This window comes from Pseudarthrobacter sp. GQ63 (assembly GCF_059758765.1).
In genome coordinates, this window is record NZ_JCAXEF010000001.1 from 863,140 (window position 1) to 884,018 (window position 20,879).

General features: G+C 66.6%; 19 protein-coding genes and 2 tRNA genes. 17 read left to right on the forward strand and 4 right to left on the reverse strand.

What is annotated here, in order from left to right:
* The first annotated feature begins 149 nt into the window (after positions 1-149).
* A complete protein-coding gene (locus AC6CHP_RS04140; protein WP_104184852.1) occupies positions 150-1,202 on the forward strand; it encodes a 3-isopropylmalate dehydrogenase in 1,053 nt (350 codons plus the stop codon).
* Positions 1,203-1,305: 103 nt separating this feature from the next.
* Positions 1,306-2,418 (forward strand): branched-chain amino acid aminotransferase, encoded by a 1,113-nt coding sequence (locus AC6CHP_RS04145; protein WP_498228261.1) that lies wholly within the window; start codon positions 1,306-1,308, stop codon positions 2,416-2,418.
* A gap of 85 nt (positions 2,419-2,503) precedes the next feature.
* On the opposite strand, the gene AC6CHP_RS04150 is transcribed toward AC6CHP_RS04145, so the two are convergent.
* Positions 2,504-3,100: a hypothetical protein gene (locus AC6CHP_RS04150; RefSeq protein ID WP_498228262.1), complete on the reverse strand. Its 597-nt coding sequence runs from the start codon at positions 3,098-3,100 to the stop codon at positions 2,504-2,506.
* A gap of 138 nt (positions 3,101-3,238) precedes the next feature.
* On the opposite strand from AC6CHP_RS04150, the gene AC6CHP_RS04155 reads away from it, so the two are divergent.
* The 8 genes from AC6CHP_RS04155 (at position 3,239) to AC6CHP_RS04190 (ending at position 11,124) form a co-directional block, all read left to right on the forward strand.
* The gene (locus tag AC6CHP_RS04155; RefSeq protein WP_498228263.1) at positions 3,239-4,069 is read left to right on the forward strand and encodes an MBL fold metallo-hydrolase; all 831 of its coding nucleotides are present in this window, start codon (positions 3,239-3,241) and stop codon (positions 4,067-4,069) included.
* A gap of 10 nt (positions 4,070-4,079) precedes the next feature.
* Positions 4,080-4,856, forward strand: coding sequence for a fumarylacetoacetate hydrolase family protein (locus AC6CHP_RS04160; protein ID WP_188727985.1), 777 nt, complete (start codon positions 4,080-4,082; stop codon positions 4,854-4,856).
* 50 nt (positions 4,857-4,906) lie between these two features.
* Positions 4,907-6,421 (forward strand): glutamate--tRNA ligase, encoded by a 1,515-nt coding sequence (gene gltX / locus AC6CHP_RS04165; RefSeq protein ID WP_498228264.1) that lies wholly within the window; start codon positions 4,907-4,909, stop codon positions 6,419-6,421.
* A 13-nt stretch (positions 6,422-6,434) separates the two neighbouring features.
* Complete coding sequence (locus tag AC6CHP_RS04170) at positions 6,435-7,172, forward strand: HAD family hydrolase (protein WP_498228265.1); 738 nt, start codon at positions 6,435-6,437, stop codon at positions 7,170-7,172.
* A gap of 157 nt (positions 7,173-7,329) precedes the next feature.
* A tRNA-Gln gene (locus AC6CHP_RS04175) sits at positions 7,330-7,401 on the forward strand.
* Between the two features lie 137 nt (positions 7,402-7,538).
* A tRNA-Glu gene (locus AC6CHP_RS04180) sits at positions 7,539-7,614 on the forward strand.
* 112 nt (positions 7,615-7,726) lie between these two features.
* Positions 7,727-9,511, forward strand: coding sequence for a dynamin family protein (locus AC6CHP_RS04185; protein WP_498228266.1), 1,785 nt, complete (start codon positions 7,727-7,729; stop codon positions 9,509-9,511).
* Complete coding sequence (locus AC6CHP_RS04190) at positions 9,508-11,124, forward strand: GTPase (RefSeq protein ID WP_498228267.1); 1,617 nt, start codon at positions 9,508-9,510, stop codon at positions 11,122-11,124. Before AC6CHP_RS04185 ends, AC6CHP_RS04190 begins: the two co-directional genes overlap by 4 nt.
* On the opposite strand, the gene AC6CHP_RS04195 is transcribed toward AC6CHP_RS04190, so the two are convergent.
* Positions 11,102-11,647: a DUF1697 domain-containing protein gene (locus tag AC6CHP_RS04195; RefSeq protein ID WP_188727993.1), complete on the reverse strand. Its 546-nt coding sequence runs from the start codon at positions 11,645-11,647 to the stop codon at positions 11,102-11,104. The genes AC6CHP_RS04190 and AC6CHP_RS04195 overlap by 23 nt on opposite strands.
* A gap of 50 nt (positions 11,648-11,697) precedes the next feature.
* Positions 11,698-12,417 (reverse strand): IclR family transcriptional regulator, encoded by a 720-nt coding sequence (locus tag AC6CHP_RS04200; protein WP_066276894.1) that lies wholly within the window; start codon positions 12,415-12,417, stop codon positions 11,698-11,700.
* 113 nt (positions 12,418-12,530) lie between these two features.
* Between AC6CHP_RS04200 and leuC the strand changes: the two genes are divergently transcribed.
* The 6 genes from leuC (at position 12,531) to AC6CHP_RS04230 (ending at position 19,065) form a co-directional block, all read left to right on the forward strand.
* Positions 12,531-13,985: a 3-isopropylmalate dehydratase large subunit gene (gene leuC / locus AC6CHP_RS04205; RefSeq protein ID WP_498228268.1), complete on the forward strand. Its 1,455-nt coding sequence runs from the start codon at positions 12,531-12,533 to the stop codon at positions 13,983-13,985.
* Between the two features lie 8 nt (positions 13,986-13,993).
* The gene (gene leuD, locus AC6CHP_RS04210; protein WP_188727996.1) at positions 13,994-14,605 is read left to right on the forward strand and encodes a 3-isopropylmalate dehydratase small subunit; all 612 of its coding nucleotides are present in this window, start codon (positions 13,994-13,996) and stop codon (positions 14,603-14,605) included.
* Between the two features lie 151 nt (positions 14,606-14,756).
* Positions 14,757-16,082 (forward strand): UDP-N-acetylglucosamine 1-carboxyvinyltransferase, encoded by a 1,326-nt coding sequence (murA, locus tag AC6CHP_RS04215; protein ID WP_066276889.1) that lies wholly within the window; start codon positions 14,757-14,759, stop codon positions 16,080-16,082.
* 9 nt (positions 16,083-16,091) lie between these two features.
* The gene (locus AC6CHP_RS04220; RefSeq protein ID WP_188727997.1) at positions 16,092-16,865 is read left to right on the forward strand and encodes a lysophospholipid acyltransferase family protein; all 774 of its coding nucleotides are present in this window, start codon (positions 16,092-16,094) and stop codon (positions 16,863-16,865) included.
* Complete coding sequence (locus AC6CHP_RS04225) at positions 16,862-17,914, forward strand: NAD(P)H-dependent glycerol-3-phosphate dehydrogenase (RefSeq protein ID WP_188727999.1); 1,053 nt, start codon at positions 16,862-16,864, stop codon at positions 17,912-17,914. The genes AC6CHP_RS04220 and AC6CHP_RS04225 overlap by 4 nt, the downstream gene beginning before the upstream one ends.
* A 2-nt stretch (positions 17,915-17,916) precedes the next feature.
* A complete protein-coding gene (locus AC6CHP_RS04230) occupies positions 17,917-19,065 on the forward strand; it encodes a D-alanine--D-alanine ligase family protein (RefSeq protein WP_498228269.1) in 1,149 nt (382 codons plus the stop codon).
* Between the two features lie 93 nt (positions 19,066-19,158).
* Here AC6CHP_RS04230 and AC6CHP_RS04235 read toward each other — a convergent pair whose 3' ends face one another.
* Complete coding sequence (locus tag AC6CHP_RS04235; protein ID WP_188728003.1) at positions 19,159-19,662, reverse strand: DUF3515 domain-containing protein; 504 nt, start codon at positions 19,660-19,662, stop codon at positions 19,159-19,161.
* Positions 19,663-19,920: 258 nt separating this feature from the next.
* Here AC6CHP_RS04235 and thiL point away from each other — a divergent pair, with 258 nt between their 5' ends.
* Entirely contained in the window at positions 19,921-20,871 is a 951-nt protein-coding gene (thiL, locus tag AC6CHP_RS04240) for a thiamine-phosphate kinase (RefSeq protein ID WP_188728235.1), read from the forward strand.
* Positions 20,872-20,879: the final 8 nt, after the last annotated feature.

A 20,879-nucleotide genomic window follows, 5' to 3' on the forward strand; every position in this document is an offset into this window, starting at 1 on the left:
CAGGTTGTGGCCCAACGCTCTCTCACCGCTGGACAGGCGGTGAGAGAGCGTTGGTTGTTTTCCGGCAGGAAGTGAGAGAGCGTCCCTGGGGGTGTTCGGATTATGAGACGGCTTGACCAGCATATGGATAACTTGGCTAACCTGAATCCATGAGCGCATCCTCCATCGATCTTGCAGTTATCCCCGGCGACGGCATCGGCCCCGAAGTGATTGCCGAGGCAGTCAAGGTCCTCGAGAAGGCCGTGGCGGCGGAGGGCGTCGAGCTCAAGCAGACGCACTACAAGCTCGGCGCTGAGCACTGGCTGGCCACGGGGGAGACCCTGCCGGACGAAGTCCTCGCGGACCTCCGCACGCGGGATGCCATCCTGTTCGGCGCAGTCGGCGCGGCCCCCGGCGACACGCGGATCCCGTCGGGGATCATCGAACGCGAGATGCTGCTCAAGCTCCGCTTCAGCCTGGACCACTACGTCAACCTGCGCCCGTCCAAGCTGTACGGCACGGTCGGCAGCCCCCTGGCCAACCCGGGCGCCATCGACTTCATCGTGGTCCGGGAGGGCACAGAAGGCCCCTACGTGGGCAACGGCGGCACCCTGCGTGCGGGCACCCCCCACGAGGTGGCCACCGAAGTCTCCCTGAACACCGCGCACGGTGTGGAGCGCGTTGTGCGCGACGCCTTCCGCCGCGCAAGCGCCCGTGAGCGCAAGCACGTCACCTTGGTCCACAAGCACAACGTCCTGGTCTTCGCAGGGCATCTGTGGAAGCGCACGGTTGAGGCCGTGGCCACCGAGTTCCCGGATGTCACGCACGATTACCTGCATGTGGACGCCGCCACCATCTTTATGGTCACGGATCCGTCGCGTTTCGATGTGATCGTCACGGACAACCTCTTCGGCGACATCCTCACGGACCTTGCCGCCGCCGTGACGGGCGGCATTGGGCTGGCCGCGTCCGGCAACATCAACATGGACCGCACGGCGCCGTCCATGTTCGAGCCGGTCCACGGCTCCGCCCCGGACATCGCCGGCCAGGGCAAGGCAGACCCCACCGCTGCGATCCTGTCCGCCGCACTCCTGCTGGACCACCTCGGCTACACTGCCGCGGCCCGCAAGATCGAAGCGGCAGTGGTTGCCGACGTCGAAAAGCGCGACGGCGGTGCCCGCAGCACGAGTGCCGTGGGCGATGCCATCGTGGCCGGACTCTAACCCGCGCCGGAGCCGCAGGCATCGGGCGTAAGCTTGTCTCGAATCACCAAATGCCGCCTTGCCGTTCAGCGCTGAACCCGGGGCGGCCGATCGTGGAGGAACCATGACTCAGACTGCCCATGGCGTCGAATTCAGCCAGCAGCCCTCGGCCAACCCGAAGTCTGCTGAAGAGCGTGCAGCCATCCTGGCCAACCCGGGATTCGGCAACCACTTCACCGACCACACCGCCATTGTGGACTACAGCGTGGACGAGAACGGCAACGGCGGCTGGCACAATGCCCGGATAGAGGCGTACGGGCCAATCGTCCTGGACCCGTCGGCTGCCGTCTTCCACTACGGCCAGGAGATCTTCGAAGGGCTCAAGGCGTACCGCCACGCGGACGGCTCCATCTGGACCTTCCGTCCCGAAGCAAACGCGGCACGCCTGAACAAGTCCGCCCGCAGGCTCGCCCTTCCCGAACTGCCGGCCGAATACTTCCTCGGCGCAATCCGTGAACTGGTTGCCATGGACAAGGAATGGGTTCCCGCCGGTGAAGGTGAGGCGCTGTACCTGCGGCCGTTCATGATCGCCACCGAGGCGTTCCTGGGTGTCCGCGCCGCACGGGAGGTCTCCTTCCGGGTGATCGCCTCACCGGCCGGCAACTACTTCGGCGGCGAACTCAAGCCTGTGTCCATCTGGATCTCACGGGAGTACGCCCGCGCCGGCCGTGGCGGAACCGGCGATGCGAAGTGCGGCGGCAACTACGCAGCGTCCCTGATCGCCCAGCAGGAGGCTGAAGCCAACGGCTGCAAGCAGGTCCTCTTCCTGGACCAGTTCAACGATAACGCGGTCGAGGAACTGGGCGGCATGAACGTCTTCTTTGTGATGAAGGACGGCTCACTGGTCACCCCGGCGCTGACCGGCACCATTCTCGAAGGCATCACCCGGATGTCCGTTATCCAGGTGGCCAAGGACATGGGCCGCGAGGTCACCGAGCGCAAGATCACCCTCGATGAATGGCGCGACGGCGTTGCCTCCGGTGACATCGCCGAGGTGTTCGCCTGCGGCACGGCAGCTGTGATCACGCCGATCGGAGTCCTCAAGGACGCCACCGAATTCATTGGCTCCGAGAACGCCAAAGCTGGGGTGGCCACCATGGCCATCCGCGAGCAGCTGCTCGGCATCCAGACCGGCACCGTACCGGACACGCACGGCTGGCTTACCCGCCTGGCCTAGCCTGCCAGTTTTCGAACATACGACGGCGCCTGCCGGACTTGGGTCCGGCAGGCGCCGTTCGTCCGGCAGGACGCCGGCGGGCTGATCAGCGCCGTGCGGACTTTCGGGCAGCGTTCTTCAGCGCCTTCCGCGAAACAGGCTTCAGCGCCTTCCGGGCCGCTTCTTCGGCGATGGCCTGGTTACGCCGGGCGTCAATAACATCGTTCCAAAGCGCCGTCGCGAAGGCACCGCCGTCCTGGGCGTACACGTCATAGGGATAGGCGGCAAAGACGGAGGGCGTGGTGCCGCCCGTGGGAAGATCCTGCCCCTTTGCCTTTGCCACGGCATCGCCTACGGCCCAGGTCCGGGTCAGATGGTGCACGAGGTTTTCCTGCACAAAGACGTTTGCGTCGCTTGAAGCGGCAGCACGTGCCAGGAGCACATCCAGGTCTTCAGCCAGGAAGTTCGCCGCCCATTCGTCTACGGGGGCTGCCCCGGACCGGAAATCCTCGGCCACGCCCTCCACTGCCTCGCTCCAATCGGCGGTCTCGCGGAACTTCTTCCACGTGGGAAACCACACGATGCTGCCCGTCGCGTGATTGTGGATGTGCTGGAGTCCGCTGTTCTTCTCTGCGGCAGCATGGTCGTGGCCGGCGGCATCAGCGTCGGTGAGGAGCTCTGCAAGCGTAACTGTGGTGCTCATGGTGTGTGATTCCGGCTTCCTGGGAGATCGTGTGGTCTTCATGGGTGCTCAACCCGGAAACCGGGCTGTTCTATTCCGGCGGCTCTATTCCGGCGGCCGAAACCCACCTTGTTCAGCAGGCAGTGCAAGGATGGGACAGTGACTTCAGCTTCCGGTCCCGTCCTCCAGCGCAGCTCCGCCCTGGCGCAGTACGTCCTGGCGCCCAATCCCGGGCCCATGAGCCTGGACGGGACCAACTCGTATGTCCTGAGGGCGCCGGGCAGCCCGGGCGCCGTGGTGGTGGATCCCGGACCGCTGGACGAGGCCCACCTGCGGGCACTCGCCGCGGCGGGGCCCGTTGAACTGGTCCTCGTGACCCACCGCCATGCGGACCACACTGCCGGTGCTGCACGGCTGCACCAGCTGACCGGTGCCCCGGTGCGGGCGGCAGACGCGGCCCACTGCCACGGCGGAGGCGCTGCATTGAAGGACGGGCAGGTGATCCATGCAGCAGGGCTCGAGGTGAGGGTGCTGGCTACTCCCGGCCACACGTCAGATTCGGTCTGCTTCCACCTTCCCGGTGACGGGCTGCATGGTTCGGTTCTCTCCGGCGACACCATCCTCGGCCGCGGCACCACCATGCTTGACTACCCCGACGGGACCCTGGGCGACTACCTTGCCTCGCTGGACAAGCTCGAGGCACTAGGTCCCGCAGCGGTCCTCCCAGCCCACGGACCAACCCTTCCGTCCCTGGCAGACGTTGCCCTTGCCTATCGCAGGCACCGCCTGGACCGGCTCGAACAGGTGCGTGCTGCGCTGGCCAGCCTCGGCCGGGAAGCCTCCGCCAGTGACGTCGCGGACGTCGTCTATGCCGACGTCGACCCTTCCGTGCGGCGCGCTGCCGAAACGTCCGTCTCGGCCCAGCTCCACTACCTTCGGGGAGACGCAGGGCAGCAGTGGCCCGGGGAGCCACGCCCGGCGAGACGGTAGGGTAGGAGCCATGCGTATTGCCAGGTTTGTCGTTGATTCTGATCCCCTTTACGGCGTCGTCGAAGGTGACACCGGCAGTGAGGAAATCACTGTCATCCATGGAGACCCCTTCTTCAACGGCGTGGAGCGCACCTCCGTCCGCCACAAGCTGGAGGACGTCCGGCTGCTGGCGCCGATCATCCCCCGCAGCAAGGTCATCGGCGTGGGCCGCAACTTCGTGGAGCACGCCCATGAACTGGGCAATGAAGTCCCCGCCCAGCCGCTCCTGTTCCTGAAGCCGAACACCGCCGTCGTGGGCCCCAACGATCCCGTGGTGCTGCCGGACTTCTCGGAAGAAGTGTCCTTTGAGGCGGAACTGTGCGTGGTGATCGGACGGATCTGCAAGGACGTGCCCGAGGACCGCGTGGATGATGTCATCTTCGGCTACACCTGCGGCAACGACCTCACCGCCCGGGATGTCCAGAAGACCGACCTGCAGTGGACCCGGGCCAAGGGCTTTGACACCTCGGCGCCGCTTGGGCCCTGGATCGAGACGGAACTGGATACCGAGGACCTGCAGATCCAGGGCCGGCTCAACGGGGAACTGCGGCAGGACGGCAGCACCAGCCAGATGATCCGGGGCGTCCGCGAACTGGTGTCCATCGTGTCCCAGGCCTTCACCCTGCTGCCCGGCGACGTCATAATGACCGGAACGCCGGCCGGAGTGGGCCTGGTCAGCGCCGGTGACCGCTTTGAGGTGGAGATCGAGGGCATCGGCCGCCTGTCCAACCCCATAGTCCGCCGCTGACGCCCGGGCCGCCCGGACCCCTGGCGGCAGACGGTAAAGTTGGAGCCACTATGACTACTGCTTCCGCGTCGAATGCTGCCTCCCTGCCCCCCGTTTCTGCTGACACTCCCGTGCGGGTCCGGTTCTGCCCGTCGCCCACCGGCACCCCGCACGTCGGGCTGATCCGGACGGCCCTCTTCAACTGGGCCCATGCCAAGCACACCAAGGGCACGTTCGTGTTCCGCATCGAGGACACGGACGCGGCGCGCGACTCGGAGGAAAGCTACCTGCAGCTGCTCGAGGCACTGAAGTGGCTTGGCATCACCTGGGAAGAGGGCGTGGAGGTGGGCGGCCCCCACGAGCCCTACCGTCAGTCGCAGCGGCTGGACCTCTACAAGGACGTCGTGGCCAAGCTGATCGAGGGCGGCTATGCCTACGAGTGCTACTCGTCCCCCGAGGAAGTCGAGGCGCGCCACCGCGCCGCCGGCCGCGACCCCAAACTGGGCTACGACAACTTTGACCGTGAGCTGACCGATGAACAGGTGGCCGCCTTCAAAGCCGAGGGCCGCCAGCCCGTGCTGCGGGTCCGGATGCCCGATGAGGACGTCACCTTCACCGACCTGGTCCGCGGCGAGATCACGTTCAAGGCTGGCAGCATCCCGGACTACGTCATTGTCCGCGCTGACGGGTCCCCCCTCTACACACTGGTGAACCCGGTTGACGACGCACTCATGGGCATCACCCACGTACTGCGCGGCGAGGACCTGCTGTCCTCTACGCCACGCCAGGTTGTCCTCATCCGTGCACTCATGGAACTCGGTGTTGCCAGCTACATGCCGGAGTTTGGCCACCTGCCCTACGTCATGGGTGAAGGCAACAAGAAGCTCTCCAAGCGTGATCCGCAGTCCAACCTGTTCCTGTTGCGTGACCGCGGCTTCATTCCCGAGGGCCTCCTGAACTACCTGTCCCTGCTGGGCTGGAGCCTCTCCGCCGATGAGGACATCTTCACCGTGGACCAGCTCATCGAAAACTTCGACGTCCACGACGTCCTGGCCAACCCGGCGCGCTTTGACATCAAGAAGGCCGAAGCCATCAACGGCACCCACATCCGGATGCTCGCCCCCGGGGACTTCCGCGAGCGGCTGGTGCCCTACCTGCGCACTGCGGGCTATGTGGGGGAGGAGCTCACGGCGCGGCAGGAGGACATCCTGACCGAAGCCGCGCCGTTGATCCAGGAGCGCATCACGCTTCTGGGTGAGGCCCCGGACATGCTCGGATTCCTGTTCAAGGACGACGACGCCATTGACGTTGCCGACGACGCCCGGAAAGGCCTTCCGCAAAACCTCGACGAGGTACTGGATGCAGCTATTGCGGCCCTGGACAGTGTCCAGGAGTGGAACGCCGAAGAAATCCAGGCAGCGCTCAAGCAGGCTCTCGTGGAAGACCTGGGACTGAAGCCCCGGCTCGCGTTCGGACCAGTGCGCACCGCTGTTTCCGGTCGGCGCATTTCCCCGCCGCTGTTCGAGTCCATGGTCATCCTGGGCAGGGAATCCTCCCTTCGCAGGCTCCGGGCCTTCCGTGGCTGATGACCGCACGGCGATGACAGCTTCCCGACGGGCCGGCGCCGGTGTCCTGGACACGCCCTTCGGGGCGGTCCGCGGGATCCTGTTCGACATAGACGACACGCTGGTGGACCTCGAGTTTTCGATGACCACAGCCCTTCGGGAGGTCAGTGAACACCTGCTGCCGGGCATGGACCAGGCTGGCTGGGAGAGGTTCGGGCGCATCTTCACGCACGAAACAACCCACTATTACGACCGCTACCTGGCCGGGGAACTGACGTTCAACGAGCAGCGGCTGCTGCGCGGCCGCGCTGCCCTGGGCCACTTCGGGGTTGAGCTGGCAGAAGGTGAGCAATCCCACCAGTGGCTCACGGCATACGTGGAAAAGCAGCCCGCCTACGTGAAGCCGTTTCCGGATGTCATGCCGCTGCTGGACCTGCTGGACCAGGCCGGCGTCCCTTACGGTGCGGTTAGCAACAACGTCCACGACTATCAGCGCGCCAAGCTGGACGGCGCAGGACTTGAACGCGTCAGGCGCCTGGTGGGCACGGACACGCTGGGTGTGGCAAAGCCTGATCCGTCCATCTACCTGGAAGGTGTCCGGCTCCTGGGCACCGGACCTGCGGAAACGCTCTATGTGGGTGACAACCGCCTGCTGGACGCGGAAGGCTCGACGGCGGCCGGCCTCTTGGGTGTCTGGCTCAACAGGGCGGGGGAACAGGTGCAGGAATTCCGGGGCAACATGGTGTCGTCGCTGGGCGAACTTATCGCCTGAGGGCACTCCACGCGGGCCGGGCGTACGCCCGGCCCGCATCCCAGACCGGCACACCGAGGCCGATTTGTGCGAGCACGAAGTCTCGGGTAAAGTAATTTCTCGTGCTGAGGCGCACGGAGCAGGGCAAACGCCCTGAAAACCGGCCCGAAAGTATCATTGGGATATGGTGTAATTGGCAACACTACGGTTTCTGGTACCGTCATTCTAGGTTCGAGTCCTGGTATCCCAGCTCTGGTTTGAGCACTGATTTAGAGCCCAAAACGGAAGGTTTCAGGCGGTTCGCCGATTTGAAACTAAAGCGAAGTGTGTGAAACAATCACTGAGCTTGACCAGCGGAAACGCTGGCAAAAGTACGGTAAAGTACACGGCCCCATCGTATAGCGGCCTAGTACGCCGCCCTCTCACGGCGGTAACGCGGGTTCGAATCCCGCTGGGGTCACCAGCGAAATGGTCCCGGGCACAAGCCCGGGGCCATTTTCTGTTTGTGCTGGAGCCCACCGGCAACGCGCGCCCGAACTGCGGCCGTGTGGAGCCCGAACTGGCATGATGTTGCTGTGACCTCCCCGAACGAGCAGGACCACCCGCAGCACACGCCCACGGGCAGTGCCGCAGCCCTGGCGGCCGTCGCGCTGCTGGAAGAGGTGCGCGAGGATCTGGCCGCCACCGAGCTGCCGCTTGCCCTGCCTGACTCGGAGCAGGCCCGGCGTGAGGCAGCCAGCGCCGTGGCCCAGCTCGATGATTACATCCTTCCGCGGTATCGGAGCCTTGACGCTCCGCTCCTGGCCGTCGTCGGGGGTTCCACGGGTGCAGGCAAGTCAACCCTCGTGAACGGGATCGTGGGGCACCCGGTCACCCGCGCAGGCGCCATCCGTCCCACCACCCGCCAGCCCATCCTCCTGCACCACCCGTCGGAGGCGGACTGGTTCGAGGGCCAGCGTGTGCTGCCGAGCCTCAGCAGGATTCGTGGGTCCGTTACCCACAGCCCCGTGCCGGCAAACCGGGCAGGAGCGGTTCCGGATGCAGCCGCCATGTCTTCCCTTGTCCTCGTGGCAGACCCGGGAGTGCCCGCCGGAGTTGCCGTCCTGGATGCCCCGGATGTTGATTCCATCTCGGATGACAACCGCAAGCTGGCTGCCCAGCTCCTGGCTGCCGCCGACCTGTGGGTCTTCGTTACCACTGCCAACCGTTACGCCGACGCCGTGCCCTGGAAGCTGCTCCTCAACGCCGCTTCGCGGGACATCATGGTGGGGGTGGTCCTGGACAGGGTTCCTCCGGGTGCGGAAGAAGAAGTCAGCGAGGACCTGCGCAGCCTCCTTGACCGGGAAGGCCTCGCCGCGGCGCAGCTGTTCGTCATTCCGGAGACCACCCTGGATCCGATGGGCATGCTGCCCGCCGGGGCCGTCCAGCCGCTGCGGGCCTGGCTGGCGGACCTGGCCGCCGACGCCGCCGGCCGCTCCGACATCGCCCGCCGCACGTTGAACGGGACTGTGCGGGCGATGGCAGGGCGCGTCTCCGCCGTCTCGCAGGCCGCGCGGGAGCAGCAGCACGCCGCCACCAACCTCGAAGAAGCGGCCGTCGGGGCCTACCGGGACGCTGCGGACCGCATCCTGGATGCCACGAGGGACGGCGCGCTCCTGAGGGGAGAGGTGCTGGCCCGCTGGCAGGACTTTGTGGGTACGGGGGAATTCTTCCGCACCCTCGAGCAGAACGTGGGACGGTTCCGCGACCGCGTGGGTGCCTTCTTCCGTGGTGAACCCGCACCCGCCGTCAGGGTGGAAGCCGCCATCGAGACCGGCCTGCAGGCAGTCATTGTTGACGAGGCCGTTAATGCCGCCGAGGACACGGACCAGCGCTGGCGGAACGATCCCGCCGGGCGCCAGCTGCTGGGTACGGACGACCTCTCCGGCACAACGCCGGGCTTTGAAGACCGCGCCGCCGCAGAGATCCGGGCCTGGCAGGAAGCCCTGATGGACATGATCCGCACCGAGGGCCAGGGAAAGCGGACGCAGGCCCGCTGGCTGTCCTTCGGCATCAACGGACTCGGCGCCGCGCTGATGATCGTCGTCTTCTCCATGACGGCGGGGCTCACGGGACTCGAGGTGGGTGTCGCCGGAGGAACCGCCGTCGTGGGCCAACGGCTGCTCGAGGCCGTCTTCGGCGAGGACGCCGTCAGGCGCATGGCCGAAAAAGCGCGCGAGGACCTTCACACCCGATGCCTGGTGCTGCTGCAGGAAGAGAGGCGCAAGTTCCTCTCCCGCCTGCCGGAATACGACGGCAGCATTCCCGACACCCTGGCTGCGCACGCCGCCGCCCTGGTGCGGCTGGCGGACAACGCATGAGCCGCCACAGTGGCGCCCGGGAGGCGACCCGGCTGGACCGCCGGCTTTCCGCCCTCAACGACGCCCGCGAGCTTGGCGAAGGCGTCCTTCCGGACGAGTCCCTGCAGGAAGTCTTCAGTGTCCTGGAGCGCGCAAGTTCGCGGCGGTCGCTTTCTGCAGACCACACGGTGGTGGGATTTTTTGGTGCCACGGGCAGCGGAAAATCCTCCCTTTTCAACGCTGTCAGCGGCGCGGAAATTGCGACGGCGGCAGCGCGCCGTCCAACGACGTCGGAACCTTTGGCAGGGGTATGGGGTGCGGACGGCAGCGAACCGCTGCTGGACTGGCTGGAGGTCCGCAACCGCCACCACGCCGCTGCTGTCGAAGGATTCGCGGACGAGGACACCGGCCTGGTCCTGCTGGACCTGCCGGACTTGGACTCCACCAAGGCATCCAACCGTGAGGTGGTACAGCGGATGGTGGGAATGGTGGACGTCCTGGTGTGGGTCCTTGATCCGCAAAAGTACGCCGACGCGGCAGTGCACAACGACTTCCTGTCCCGCCTGGCCTCGCACGGCGCGGTGACCCTGGTGGTCCTGAACCAGGTGGACCTGCTGCCGGAACGTGATGTGCAGCCCGTCCTGGATTCCCTGCGCTCCATCCTTGCCCGCGACGGACTTGCCAAGGTCCAGGTGCTTGCGGCTTCGGCGTTGACGGGAGCCGGCGTTGACCAGGTCCGGGCTGCCATCCGTGGGGTTGCCATTAAACGCAAGGCCCAGTCGCAGCGGCTTTCTGCCGATATCACCAAGGCATCAGCGGAGCTGGGCGCGGTGTCCGGCGAGGGAACCGCAGCCGGTGTACGGCCTGCGGCCATTACCCGCCTTGCCGACGAACTGGCTGTGGCAGCCAACGTTCCCGTAGTGGTCCGCGCGGTGGGCCAGTCCTACCGGCTGGAGTCCGTCAGGCGCACGGGCTGGCCCGTGACCCGGTGGCTCTCCCGGTTCCGTGCTGATCCGCTGCGGCGGCTCAACCTGCGCAGCGCGGCGCCATCGGAGCTCAACCGGACATCCCTGCCACCGGCAGGTGCGCCGGAGCGGGCACGCACGGACGCCGCCGTGCGTGACTTCGCCGACGCCGCGAGCACCGGCGCTCCCGGGCCCTGGCGGGCCGCCATCCGGGGAGCCGCCAGGGAGGGGCGGGAGCGGCTGCCCGATGCACTTGACCAGGCCATCGCCGGAACGGACCTCGCCGCCAACCGGAAGTCCTGGTGGTGGGGAGTTTTCAACGTGGTGCAGTGGCTGGCGCTGCTCACCGTCCTGGGCGGACTGGGCTGGCTCGGCGTCCTGGCTGCGCTGGGCTATTTCCAGATGCCCGTGCCTGAGGTGCCCCGGGTGGAGGGTTGGCCAATTCCCACCCTGATGATTGCAGGGGGTGTGGTGCTGGGTATTTTCCTGGCCATCACCGGCCGCTTCATAGCCGCGGCTGCGGCCAACATACGGGCAGCGAGGGCACGGAAGAGGCTCAATGCCGCGGTGGCTGCTGTTGCGCAGGAACTCGTGGTGGAACCGGTGGAGCTGGAGGTCAGCAGGCAGGCCGCATTCGATGCTGCGCTCAGGACGGCTGCAGCCGGCTAGCTGCGTCCCGGACCTTGACCAGTGTCCGAAGGTTGCGCGTCGTGGTTGCGGCTTTGAACTTCGCTTTGGCGGAGATCTTGCTGAAGGGGCTGTCCAGGGTTCCGCCGGCCGGTGCCAGCCAGGCCAGCGCCTCCGGCCCCAGCCTCTTCTGCTGGTGTCCTTCCAGGGCGGCCCCGGCCGCGTCGAGTTCATCGAGCACGTCGTGGTCCGAGGAGAGCGTGATGTAGGTATGGGTGGCCTTGTCGTCGTCCGGGTAGGGGCACGCCGCCACGAGTTCTGAGACCCGGCCGGCCTCGAGGACCACCACCCAGGCATCATAGCCAAAGGCATCCCGGAGGCACTTCTCACAGGTGCGCTTCACAGCGGCGGCGCCGAGGTTGCTGGTGAGGACCACGTTTCCGCTCGCAAGCAGTGTCCCGGCGTCCTGGAATCCGGCAGCCTGGAGGGCGTCCCGCAAGGCGGCCATTTTGATGTTGATGCCGCCCACGTTAATGCCACGGAGAAAAACCGCATAGCTGCCCATGGCGAAATCCTAGCGCCGGGCGGGCTGGTTGCGTCGGCCTAGGCCGGGCGTCAGTCGTTGTTCTTGCGGAGGGCTTCGGTGAGGAGCCGTCCGGCGTTGCACACTACTTCCGCGTGCAGCCGGCCGGGCTGGCGGGTGAGGCGCTCAATGGGCCCGGAAATGGAGACGGCCGCGATGACCCGGCCGGACGGTCCGCGCACCGGTGCGGAGACGGAGGCGACCCCCGGCTCCCGTTCGCCGAGGCTCTGTCCCCAGCCCCGGCGTCGTACTCCTGCCAGGACCGTCGGCGTGAAGCGTGCTGACTGCAGTCCCTCGAGAAGGCGGTCATGGTCTTCCCACGCGAGCAGCACCTGCGCTGCCGAACCTGCCTTCATGGACAGCTGGGTGCCTACGGGGATGGTGTCGCGAAGGCCGATGGGCCGTTCGGCCGACGCAACGCACACGCGCCAGTCACCCTGGCGGCGGAAAATCTGGGCGCTTTCCCCGGTGGCGTCGCGCAGCTGCATCAGGACGGGCCCGGCGGAAGCTATCAGACGGTCCTCGCCTGCAGCCGAGGCCAGCTCAACCAGGCGGCTTCCCAGGACAAAACGGCCCTGGATGTCGCGGCTCACCAGGCGGTGGTGGACCAGGGCGAGGGCCAGGCGGTGGACAGTGGGCCGGGCCAGGCCGGTGGCTGCCACAAGCTGCGCCAGCGTGGTGGGGCCGGCTTCGAGCGCATCAAGCACCTGGGCCGCTTTATCAATGACACCGACTCCACTAGAATTGTCCATGTAATGATATTGCCGTCTCAATATCTGAGATGCAAATCTTTCGGCTGGCGCAGTGCCGAGCCGTCCTGATTCAGTTGATCTCATCAGCCAAACAGCAGTGAAGGGAGATGGCCATGGCAAAGACATTGGCCGAGAAAGTCTGGGACGCACACGTGGTGCGCAAAGGTGATGGTGACGGTGCCAACGCCCAGCCCGACCTTCTCTTCATCGACCTCCACCTGGTCCACGAAGTGACGTCACCGCAGGCGTTTGAAGGCCTGCGCCTGGCAGGGCGCAAGCTGCGCCGCCCGGACCTCACCATCGCCACGGAGGACCACAACACTCCCACGCTGGACATCGACAAGCCTATCGCCGACCTCACCAGCCGCACCCAGATCCAGACCCTGCGCAACAACTGCGCCGAGTTCGGTGTCCGGCTGCACAGCCTCGGGGACGCGGAGCAGGGCATCGTCCACGTGGTCGGCCCGCAGCTGGGCCTCACCCAGCCGGGAATGACAGTGGTCTGCGGCGACTCCCACACGTCAACGCACGGTGCTTTCGGCGCCCTGGCCATGGGCATCGGCACCTCCGAGGTGGAGCACGTCATGGCCACCCAGACGCTCTCCCTAAAGCCATTCAAGACCATGGCCATCAACGTCGAGGGCACACTGCGTCCCGGCGTGACCGCCAAGGACATCATCCTGGCCGTCATCGCCAAGATCGGCACCGGCGGCGGGCAGGGCTATGTCCTGGAATACCGTGGGTCCGCCATCCGCTCGCTGTCCATGGACGCGCGCATGACCATCTGCAACATGTCCATCGAAGCCGGTGCCCGCGCCGGCATGGTGGCGCCGGACGAAACCACCTACGCCTTTATGGAGGGCCGTCCGCACGCTCCCCAGGGTGTCGACTGGGACGCCGCCGTCGAGTACTGGAACACGCTGCGCACCGACGACGACGCCGTCTTCGACGCCCAGGTTGACCTGGACGCTGACACCCTGGAACCCTTCGTCACCTGGGGCACCAACCCCGGCCAGGGCGTCTCGCTGTCCGAGTCCGTGCCGTCCCCGGAGGACTTCGGCGACGAGAACGCGAAGGCTGCCGCCGAGCGGGCGCTGCAGTACATGGGGCTGGAGGCCGGCACCCCGATGAAGGACATCCGCGTGGACACGGTGTTCCTGGGCTCCTGCACCAACTCCCGCATGGAGGACCTGCGGGCTGCCGCGGACATCATCCGCGGACGCCAAAAGGACCCCAACGTCCGGATGCTGGTTGTTCCGGGCTCCGCGCGCGTGCGTCTGGAAGCAGAGGCCGAGGGCCTGGACCGCGTGTTCAAGGACTTCGGCGCCGAGTGGCGCTTTGCCGGCTGCTCCATGTGCCTGGGCATGAACCCGGACCAGCTGGAGGTGGGGGAGCGCTGCGCTTCCACCTCGAACCGCAACTTCGAAGGACGCCAGGGCAAGGGCGGCCGCACCCACCTGGTGTCCCCGGTGGTCGCCGCTGCCACCGCCATCCGGGGCACCCTGAGTTCGCCGTCGGACCTTGATCCGGCCCCCGAATCCGCCGCCATCCGCACCGACGCAGCCTAGGACACGCCATGGAAAAGTTCACCACCCACACAGGAATCGGCGTCCCGCTGCGGCAGAGCAACGTGGACACGGACCAGATCATCCCTGCCGTCTACCTCAAGCGGATCACCCGGACCGGCTTCGAGGACGCCCTGTTCTCGGCATGGCGCAAGGACCCGTCCTTCATCCTTAACAAGGAGCCCTTCTCTGCCGGCTCCGTTTTGGTGGCTGGCCCGGACTTCGGTACCGGATCGTCCCGCGAGCACGCCGTCTGGGCCCTGAAGGACTACGGCTTCAAGGCCGTCCTCTCCTCGCGCTTCGCCGACATCTTCCGCGGGAACTCCGGCAAGCAGGGCCTGCTGGCCGCCGAGCTCTCCCAGGACGACATCGAGCTCATCTGGAAGGAACTCGAGAACGCTCCGGGGACCGAAGTCACTGTGGACCTGGTGTCCAAGACGGTGGTGTGCGGAAACATCGTTGCGCCCTTCGAGATCGACGACTACACCCGCTGGCGCCTGCTGGAAGGCCTCGACGACATCGGGCTGACCTTGCAGCATGAGGCGGACATCACGGCCTACGAGGCCACCCGGCCCTCGTTCAAGCCCAAAACCCTGCCTGCGCGCCTTTCCTCCGCGGGCTGAAGCAGAGTTCCATGTCATAAAAAGGTGCGACGGCGGCGCGCCACGCCCTGCCGCCGTCGCCTGCGTATTTCGGTTCGGTAACGCAACCTCCTATGCTTGGTTGGAGCCTTTGCAAGGATTTGGGGGCGAGTGATCGTAAGGAAACCGGTATATGAGTAGTGTTCTGACAATCCGCGGCGGAGTCCCGCTTACAGGCCGCGTCAGCGTCAGGGGAGCAAAGAATCTTGTCCCCAAGGCGATGGTGGCAGCGTTGCTGGGCAACGAACCCTCGGTGTTGCGGAACGTCCCGGAGATCAAGGATGTGGAGGTGGTCACCTCCCTCCTGCAGCTGCACGGCGTCACCGTGGTCAAGGACCCGGTCAACGGGGACCTCACGCTGGATCCGAAGGCAGCCAAGACGGCCTCCAGCACTGCCATTGACGCCCACGCTGGCGACTCCCGGATTCCCATCCTGCTCTGCGGGCCGCTGATCCACGCCATCGGCGAGGCGTTCATTCCCGATCTCGGCGGCTGCAAAATCGGCGACCGCCCCATCGACTACCACCTGGACGTGCTGCGCCAGTTCGGTGCCGTGGTGGAGAAGCGCCCCGGCGGGATCCACATCTCGGCACCCAAGGGCCTGCACGGGGCAAAGATCTCCCTTCCGTATCCGTCGGTGGGCGCCACCGAGCAGGTCCTGCTGAGCGCCACCCGCGCCGAAGGCATCACCGAGCTCTCCGGTGCCGCCACCGAGCCGGAGATCATCGACCTCATCGCCGTGCTGCAGAAGATGGGCGCCATCATCAGCGTCCAGACGGACCGGACCATCCGCATTGAAGGTGTCCGCGACCTCGGCGGCTACAACCACCGGGCACTCTCGGACCGGAACGAATCAGCGTCGTGGGCCTCTGCTGCCCTGGTCACCAAGGGCGACATTTTTGTTGAAGGCGCATCCCAGCGGGACATGATGACCTTCCTGAACACCTACCGCAAGGTGGGCGGCGGGATGGACATCGGCGAGGACGGCATCCGTTTCTACCACCACGGCGGCAAGCTCAACCCGCTGGTCCTGGAGACGGACGTGCACCCCGGCTTCATGACGGACTGGCAGCAGCCCCTGGTGGTGGCCCTGACCCAGGCCGAAGGCGTGTCAATCGTTCACGAGACTGTCTACGAGAACCGCTTCGGATTCACGGATGCGCTCATCCGGATGGGTGCCAGCATCCAGGTGCACCGGGAATGCCTGGGCAGCGTGCCGTGCCGCTTTGGCCAGCGCAACTTCCTGCATTCGGCCGTGATCTCCGGACCCACCCAGCTCAAGGGCACCGACATCGACGTTCCGGACCTCCGCGGCGGCTTCAGCCACCTGATTGCAGCACTGGCGGCCACGGGAACCTCGCGCGTGACCGGCATCGACATCATCAACCGCGGCTACGAACGGTTTACCGAAAAACTGGCCGGGCTGGGTGCCGACTTCGACATCACCACCACGAAGTAGCGGGCAGACGTGAAGGAACCGGCCAAGAGCCGCGCCACCCTTGCGGTGGTCGCCGCAATAGTCCGCCCCCTGTTCAACCTCATGATGGACAAGAAGTGGGAGGGCACCGATAAGCTGCCTGCCGGCGGCTTTATTGCGGCGCCAAACCACTGCACCGAGATCGATCCCCTGATCGTGGGCCACCTCCTCTACAACCACGGGATTGCCCCGCACTTCCTCGCCAAGTCCGGCCTGTTCAAGGTTCCGGTCCTGGGCTGGGTCCTGCGGGCCACCAAGCAGATCCCGGTGGAGCGTTCGACGGCGGGGGCGAACCGCTCCCTCCAGCTCGCGCAGGAGATCGTTGCCGAGGGCGGTGCCATCATCATCTATCCCGAGGGCACCCTCACCCGTGACCCTGCCCTGTGGCCCATGAAGGGCCACACGGGCGCAGCGCGGCTCGCCCTTGAAGGCGGCATCCCGGTGGTGCCGATCGCCCACTGGGGTGCCCACGAGGTCTTCCCCCGCTACGGCAAGCGGTTCCACCTGTTCCCGCGCAAGAGGTCCAGGGTTGTTGTGGGCGATCCCGTGGACCTGAGCGCCTTCGCCGGCCGTCCGCTGGACAAAGCCACACTGACAGGCGCCACGGACGCAATCATGGACGCAATCACCAGCCTTCTCGCGGAGATCCGCCAGGAAGAGCCTCCCGCGGAGCGCTGGGACCCGGCCAAGCAGCAGCAGGCGAAGCACGGCAGGTTCGTGGAGCGCGGACAGCAGCAACCCGGCACTGGAACGGAAACTCCGTGACCGCTGGGGAAAGGCAGGCGGGCTCGGCCCGTTCCGTTGCTGTCCTCGGTGCCGGCTCCTGGGGGACAACGTTCGCCAAGATCCTGGCTGATGCAGCGGCTGCAGCAGGGGATCCGCGCAGCATCAGGCTGTGGGGCCGCCGCGCTGAAGTGGTGGACCAGATCAACACCAGCCACGTCAACGAGCAGTACCTGAAGGACGTCCCGCTCCCGGAGAGCATCTCGGCGTCCACGGACGTTGCCGCTGTCCTGGACGGCGCGGACCTCGTGGTCATCGCCGTCCCGGCGCAGTCCTTACGGCCGCAGCTGCGGGAGTGGAAGGGCCTGATCGCGCCGGACGCCATGGTTGTTTCCCTGATGAAGGGCCTTGAGCTCGGCACGGACGCCCGGATGAGCGAGGTCATCGGCGAGGAGCTTGGCCTGCCCGCCGAACGCATCGCCATTGTGTCCGGTCCCAACCTGGCCATGGAGATCGCCCGCGAAGAACCAACCGCATCGGTGGTTGCCTGCACGGATTCCGCCGCTGCCGGCTGGATCGCCAGGAGCTGCACCGCTCCCTATTTCCGGCCCTACACCACGGCGGACGTCGTTGGGGTGGAGATCGGCGGGATCGTGAAAAACGTCATTGCGCTGGCCGTGGGCATCTGCGAGGGCAAACAGATGGGGGACAACACCAAAGCGTCCGTCATCACCCGCGGCCTCGCCGAAACGTCCCGCCTCGCCCTGGCACTGGGCGGCGAGGCCAAGACCATGGCCGGCCTGGCCGGGCTGGGCGACCTCGTGGCTACCTGCTCCTCGCCGCTCTCGCGCAACCACACCGCGGGCCGGCTGCTCGGCCAGGGCCTCACGCTGGAGGAGGTGGGCCAGAAGATGACCCAGACCGCCGAAGGCATAAAATCGGGCCAGGCCGTCCACGAACTGGCAGGCAAGCTGGGCGTCGAGATGCCTATCACTGCCGCCGTCGTTGCCGTGCTGGCCGGCAAGCTGTCCGTTGACCAACTGGGGCCCCTCCTGCTGTCCCGGGAACTGAAACCTGAAGGCGATTACTGACGATGTCCCACGAAAACCTGGCCGCGGGGGAGACCGCGCCGCGGGCGAAACCCCGGGTGGCGGTACTTTTCGGCGGCCGCTCCAGCGAGCACGCCGTGAGCTGCGTAACGGCTGCCGGTGTGCTCGGCGCCATCAACAAGGACAAGTACGAGGTGATTCCGATTGGAATCGCCAAGACCGGGCAATGGGTCCTCGCGGGCGCCGACACCGCCCAATGGTCCCTGGCGTCGACGGCCCTGCCAGAGGTGGCGCCGTCACCGCAGACCGTCACCCTGGCGGAAATCGGGGGCGAACACCAGCTGATCGTGGCCTCCCCGAACGAGGTGCCCCAGGAGCTCGGAACCGTTGATGTGGTCTTCCCGCTGCTTCACGGCCCCTTCGGCGAGGACGGCACCATCCAGGGGCTGCTGGAACTCTCGGACACCCGCTACGTGGGCGCCGGCGTCCTGGCTTCCGCCGTGGGCATGGACAAGCACTACATGAAAGTGGTCTTCGAGGCGGCCGGGCTGCACGTGGGCCCGTATGTGGCGGTCACCGACCGGCAGTGGCTCAAGGACCCGGAGCTGGTACGGAAACAGGTGGACCGGCTGGGCTTCCCGGTCTTCGTCAAACCGGCCCGCGCAGGCTCCTCGATGGGCATTTCCAAGGTTGATTCCCTGGCGGACCTCGACGCCGCCATCGAGGAAGCCCGCAAGCATGACCTCAAGCTGGTGATCGAGGCCGGGATTATTGGCCGGGAGATTGAATGCGCTGTCCTCGAGGGCAGGGGCACAGACGCTCCGCGGACCTCCATGCCCGGGGAGATCTCCGTGGCCGGCGGCACCCACGAGTTCTACGATTTCAACGCCAAGTATGTGGAGGACGACGCCGCCTCCCTCAGCTGCCCGGCAGACATTCCCGAGGAAGCCATCGCCCGGGTCCGCGAGCTCGCAGCGGCAGCCTTTGACGCCGTCGGTGCCGAAGGACTGAGCCGTGTGGACTTCTTTTACACCCCCGCCGGTGAGCTCATCATCAACGAGATCAACACCATGCCCGGGTTCACGCCCAAGAGCATGTACCCGCAGATGTGGGCGGCCTCCGGGCTGGGCTACGCAGACCTTATCGATGAACTGATCTACCTGGCGCTGCACCGCAAAACCGGGCTCCGCTGACATTCCCACCGGCACCCTGACCTCGCTCCGCTTCGGCCAGGGAACCCTGCCGGCGTGGGCCCACCACCGGCACCCTGACCGGAACGTGGACCCTTACTGGCTGGGCGGCAGGTTCTGCAGGTCCTCCTGGCCCACGCAGTTCCTGGCCGCCGGTACCTTGCCGGCGGCCGCTGCAAGGTCTGCCAGGACTGTTGCAGAGCTGATTTTGTCGGGGTCCATCAGGATCTCGGTTGCCGGTTCGCGGCCATAGGTCGTCAGGGTCCAGACGGGGTTGCCCTCCTTGATGACCCAGTCGATGCCGTTAACGGTCACGCAGCGGTCTGTCGTGGGTCCCGGGACGTTGACGCCGCAGCGGAGGATCACCAGGGATGGATCACCCCAGGCGGCCGTCGCCTGGCTGTTGGTCTTCCGGAGCGGGTTCTCGCCAATCGCGTCCGGCAACGCCACCATCATGGGAGCGCAGGCGGGGTTGGCTGCGTCCTGGGCGGCAGGAACATCCACGGGAGGCGAACAGGACGTCAAGGGTATGGCCGCAAGGCTCCCAATCAGTGCCAGCCTGGCAGTGCGGGCGGACAGGGAAAGCTGGGGACGGTGCATCCCTCCAGCCTATCGCCGCGAACGGGGCAGCCCCGACGCCGGGCACCGCCTGCCCTCAATGTCAGGGCCCCGCGATAGCGTAGTGGGGTGCCTGAAAAACCCACGTCCTCCCGCCCCCAGCCCGGTCCGCAATCCGGCAGTGACCAGCCCGTTGCAGACGTGCCCCAGCTGACTGTCTCCGCCCTGCCTGTCTCAGCCACGCCTGTCTCTGCCCTTTCCGAGGGCGAGCTGCTGGCCCGGATCTTTCCGCGGCTGGCCATGGAAGGCACGCACAGCGCCGCCACCCTCCTGGGGCCGGGGGATGATGCTGCCGTGATCGCCGCTCCGGACGGCAGGACTGTCATCAGCATCGACACCCAGGTCCAGGACCAGGATTTCCGGCTCCAGTGGCCAAGCGGCTACAAAACCACCGGGTTCGACGTCGGCTGGAAAGCAGCGGCGCAGAACCTTAGCGACATCAACGCCATGGGGGCCAGCGCAACCTCGCTGGTGGTGAGCCTCACGCTTCCTCCTGACACCCCTGTGGGCTGGGTGGAGGACCTGGCGGACGGACTCACCTCCGGGATCAGGGACCTCGGCGCAGCCAACTGCTCGGTGGCCGGAGGCGACCTGGGGCGCGGCCGGGAAATTTCCGTGACGGTTGCGGTGCTGGGCACCCTCGACGGCGGCCCGGCAGTCCTCCGGTCCGGGGCCAAACCCGGAGACACCCTTGCCCTCGCAGGCACCGCCGGCCACGCCGCCGCCGGCCTCGCCCTGCTGGAGTCCACCATTCCACTGGAAACACTCAGCGCCGAGCTCCGCGGCCTGGCCGAACTCCAGTGCAGGCCGCGGCCGCCCCTGGCCGCGGGACCTGCCGCGAGGGCTGCCGGCGCAACAGCGATGCTGGATATCTCGGACGGCATGCTGCGGGACGGCCTGCGGCTGGCGGCAGCCAGCGGTGTCGCCGTCGACCTCCATCCGCGCCCGCTGGAGCGGCTCAAGGACGTCCTGCGGCCCGCAGCGGACCTTCTGCACACGGATGCCGGCGGCTGGGTGCTCGGCGGCGGGGAAGACCACGGGCTGCTGGCCACATTCCCTTCCGGCACCCTGCTGCCCGCCGGATTCACTGCGATAGGCTCAATACAAGCACTGGGAATCAACGAGCGCCCGGTCGTCACAATAGCGGGCCGGTCCGCGGACACCGGGGGATGGGATCACTTTGCACACTAAGGTTGCCG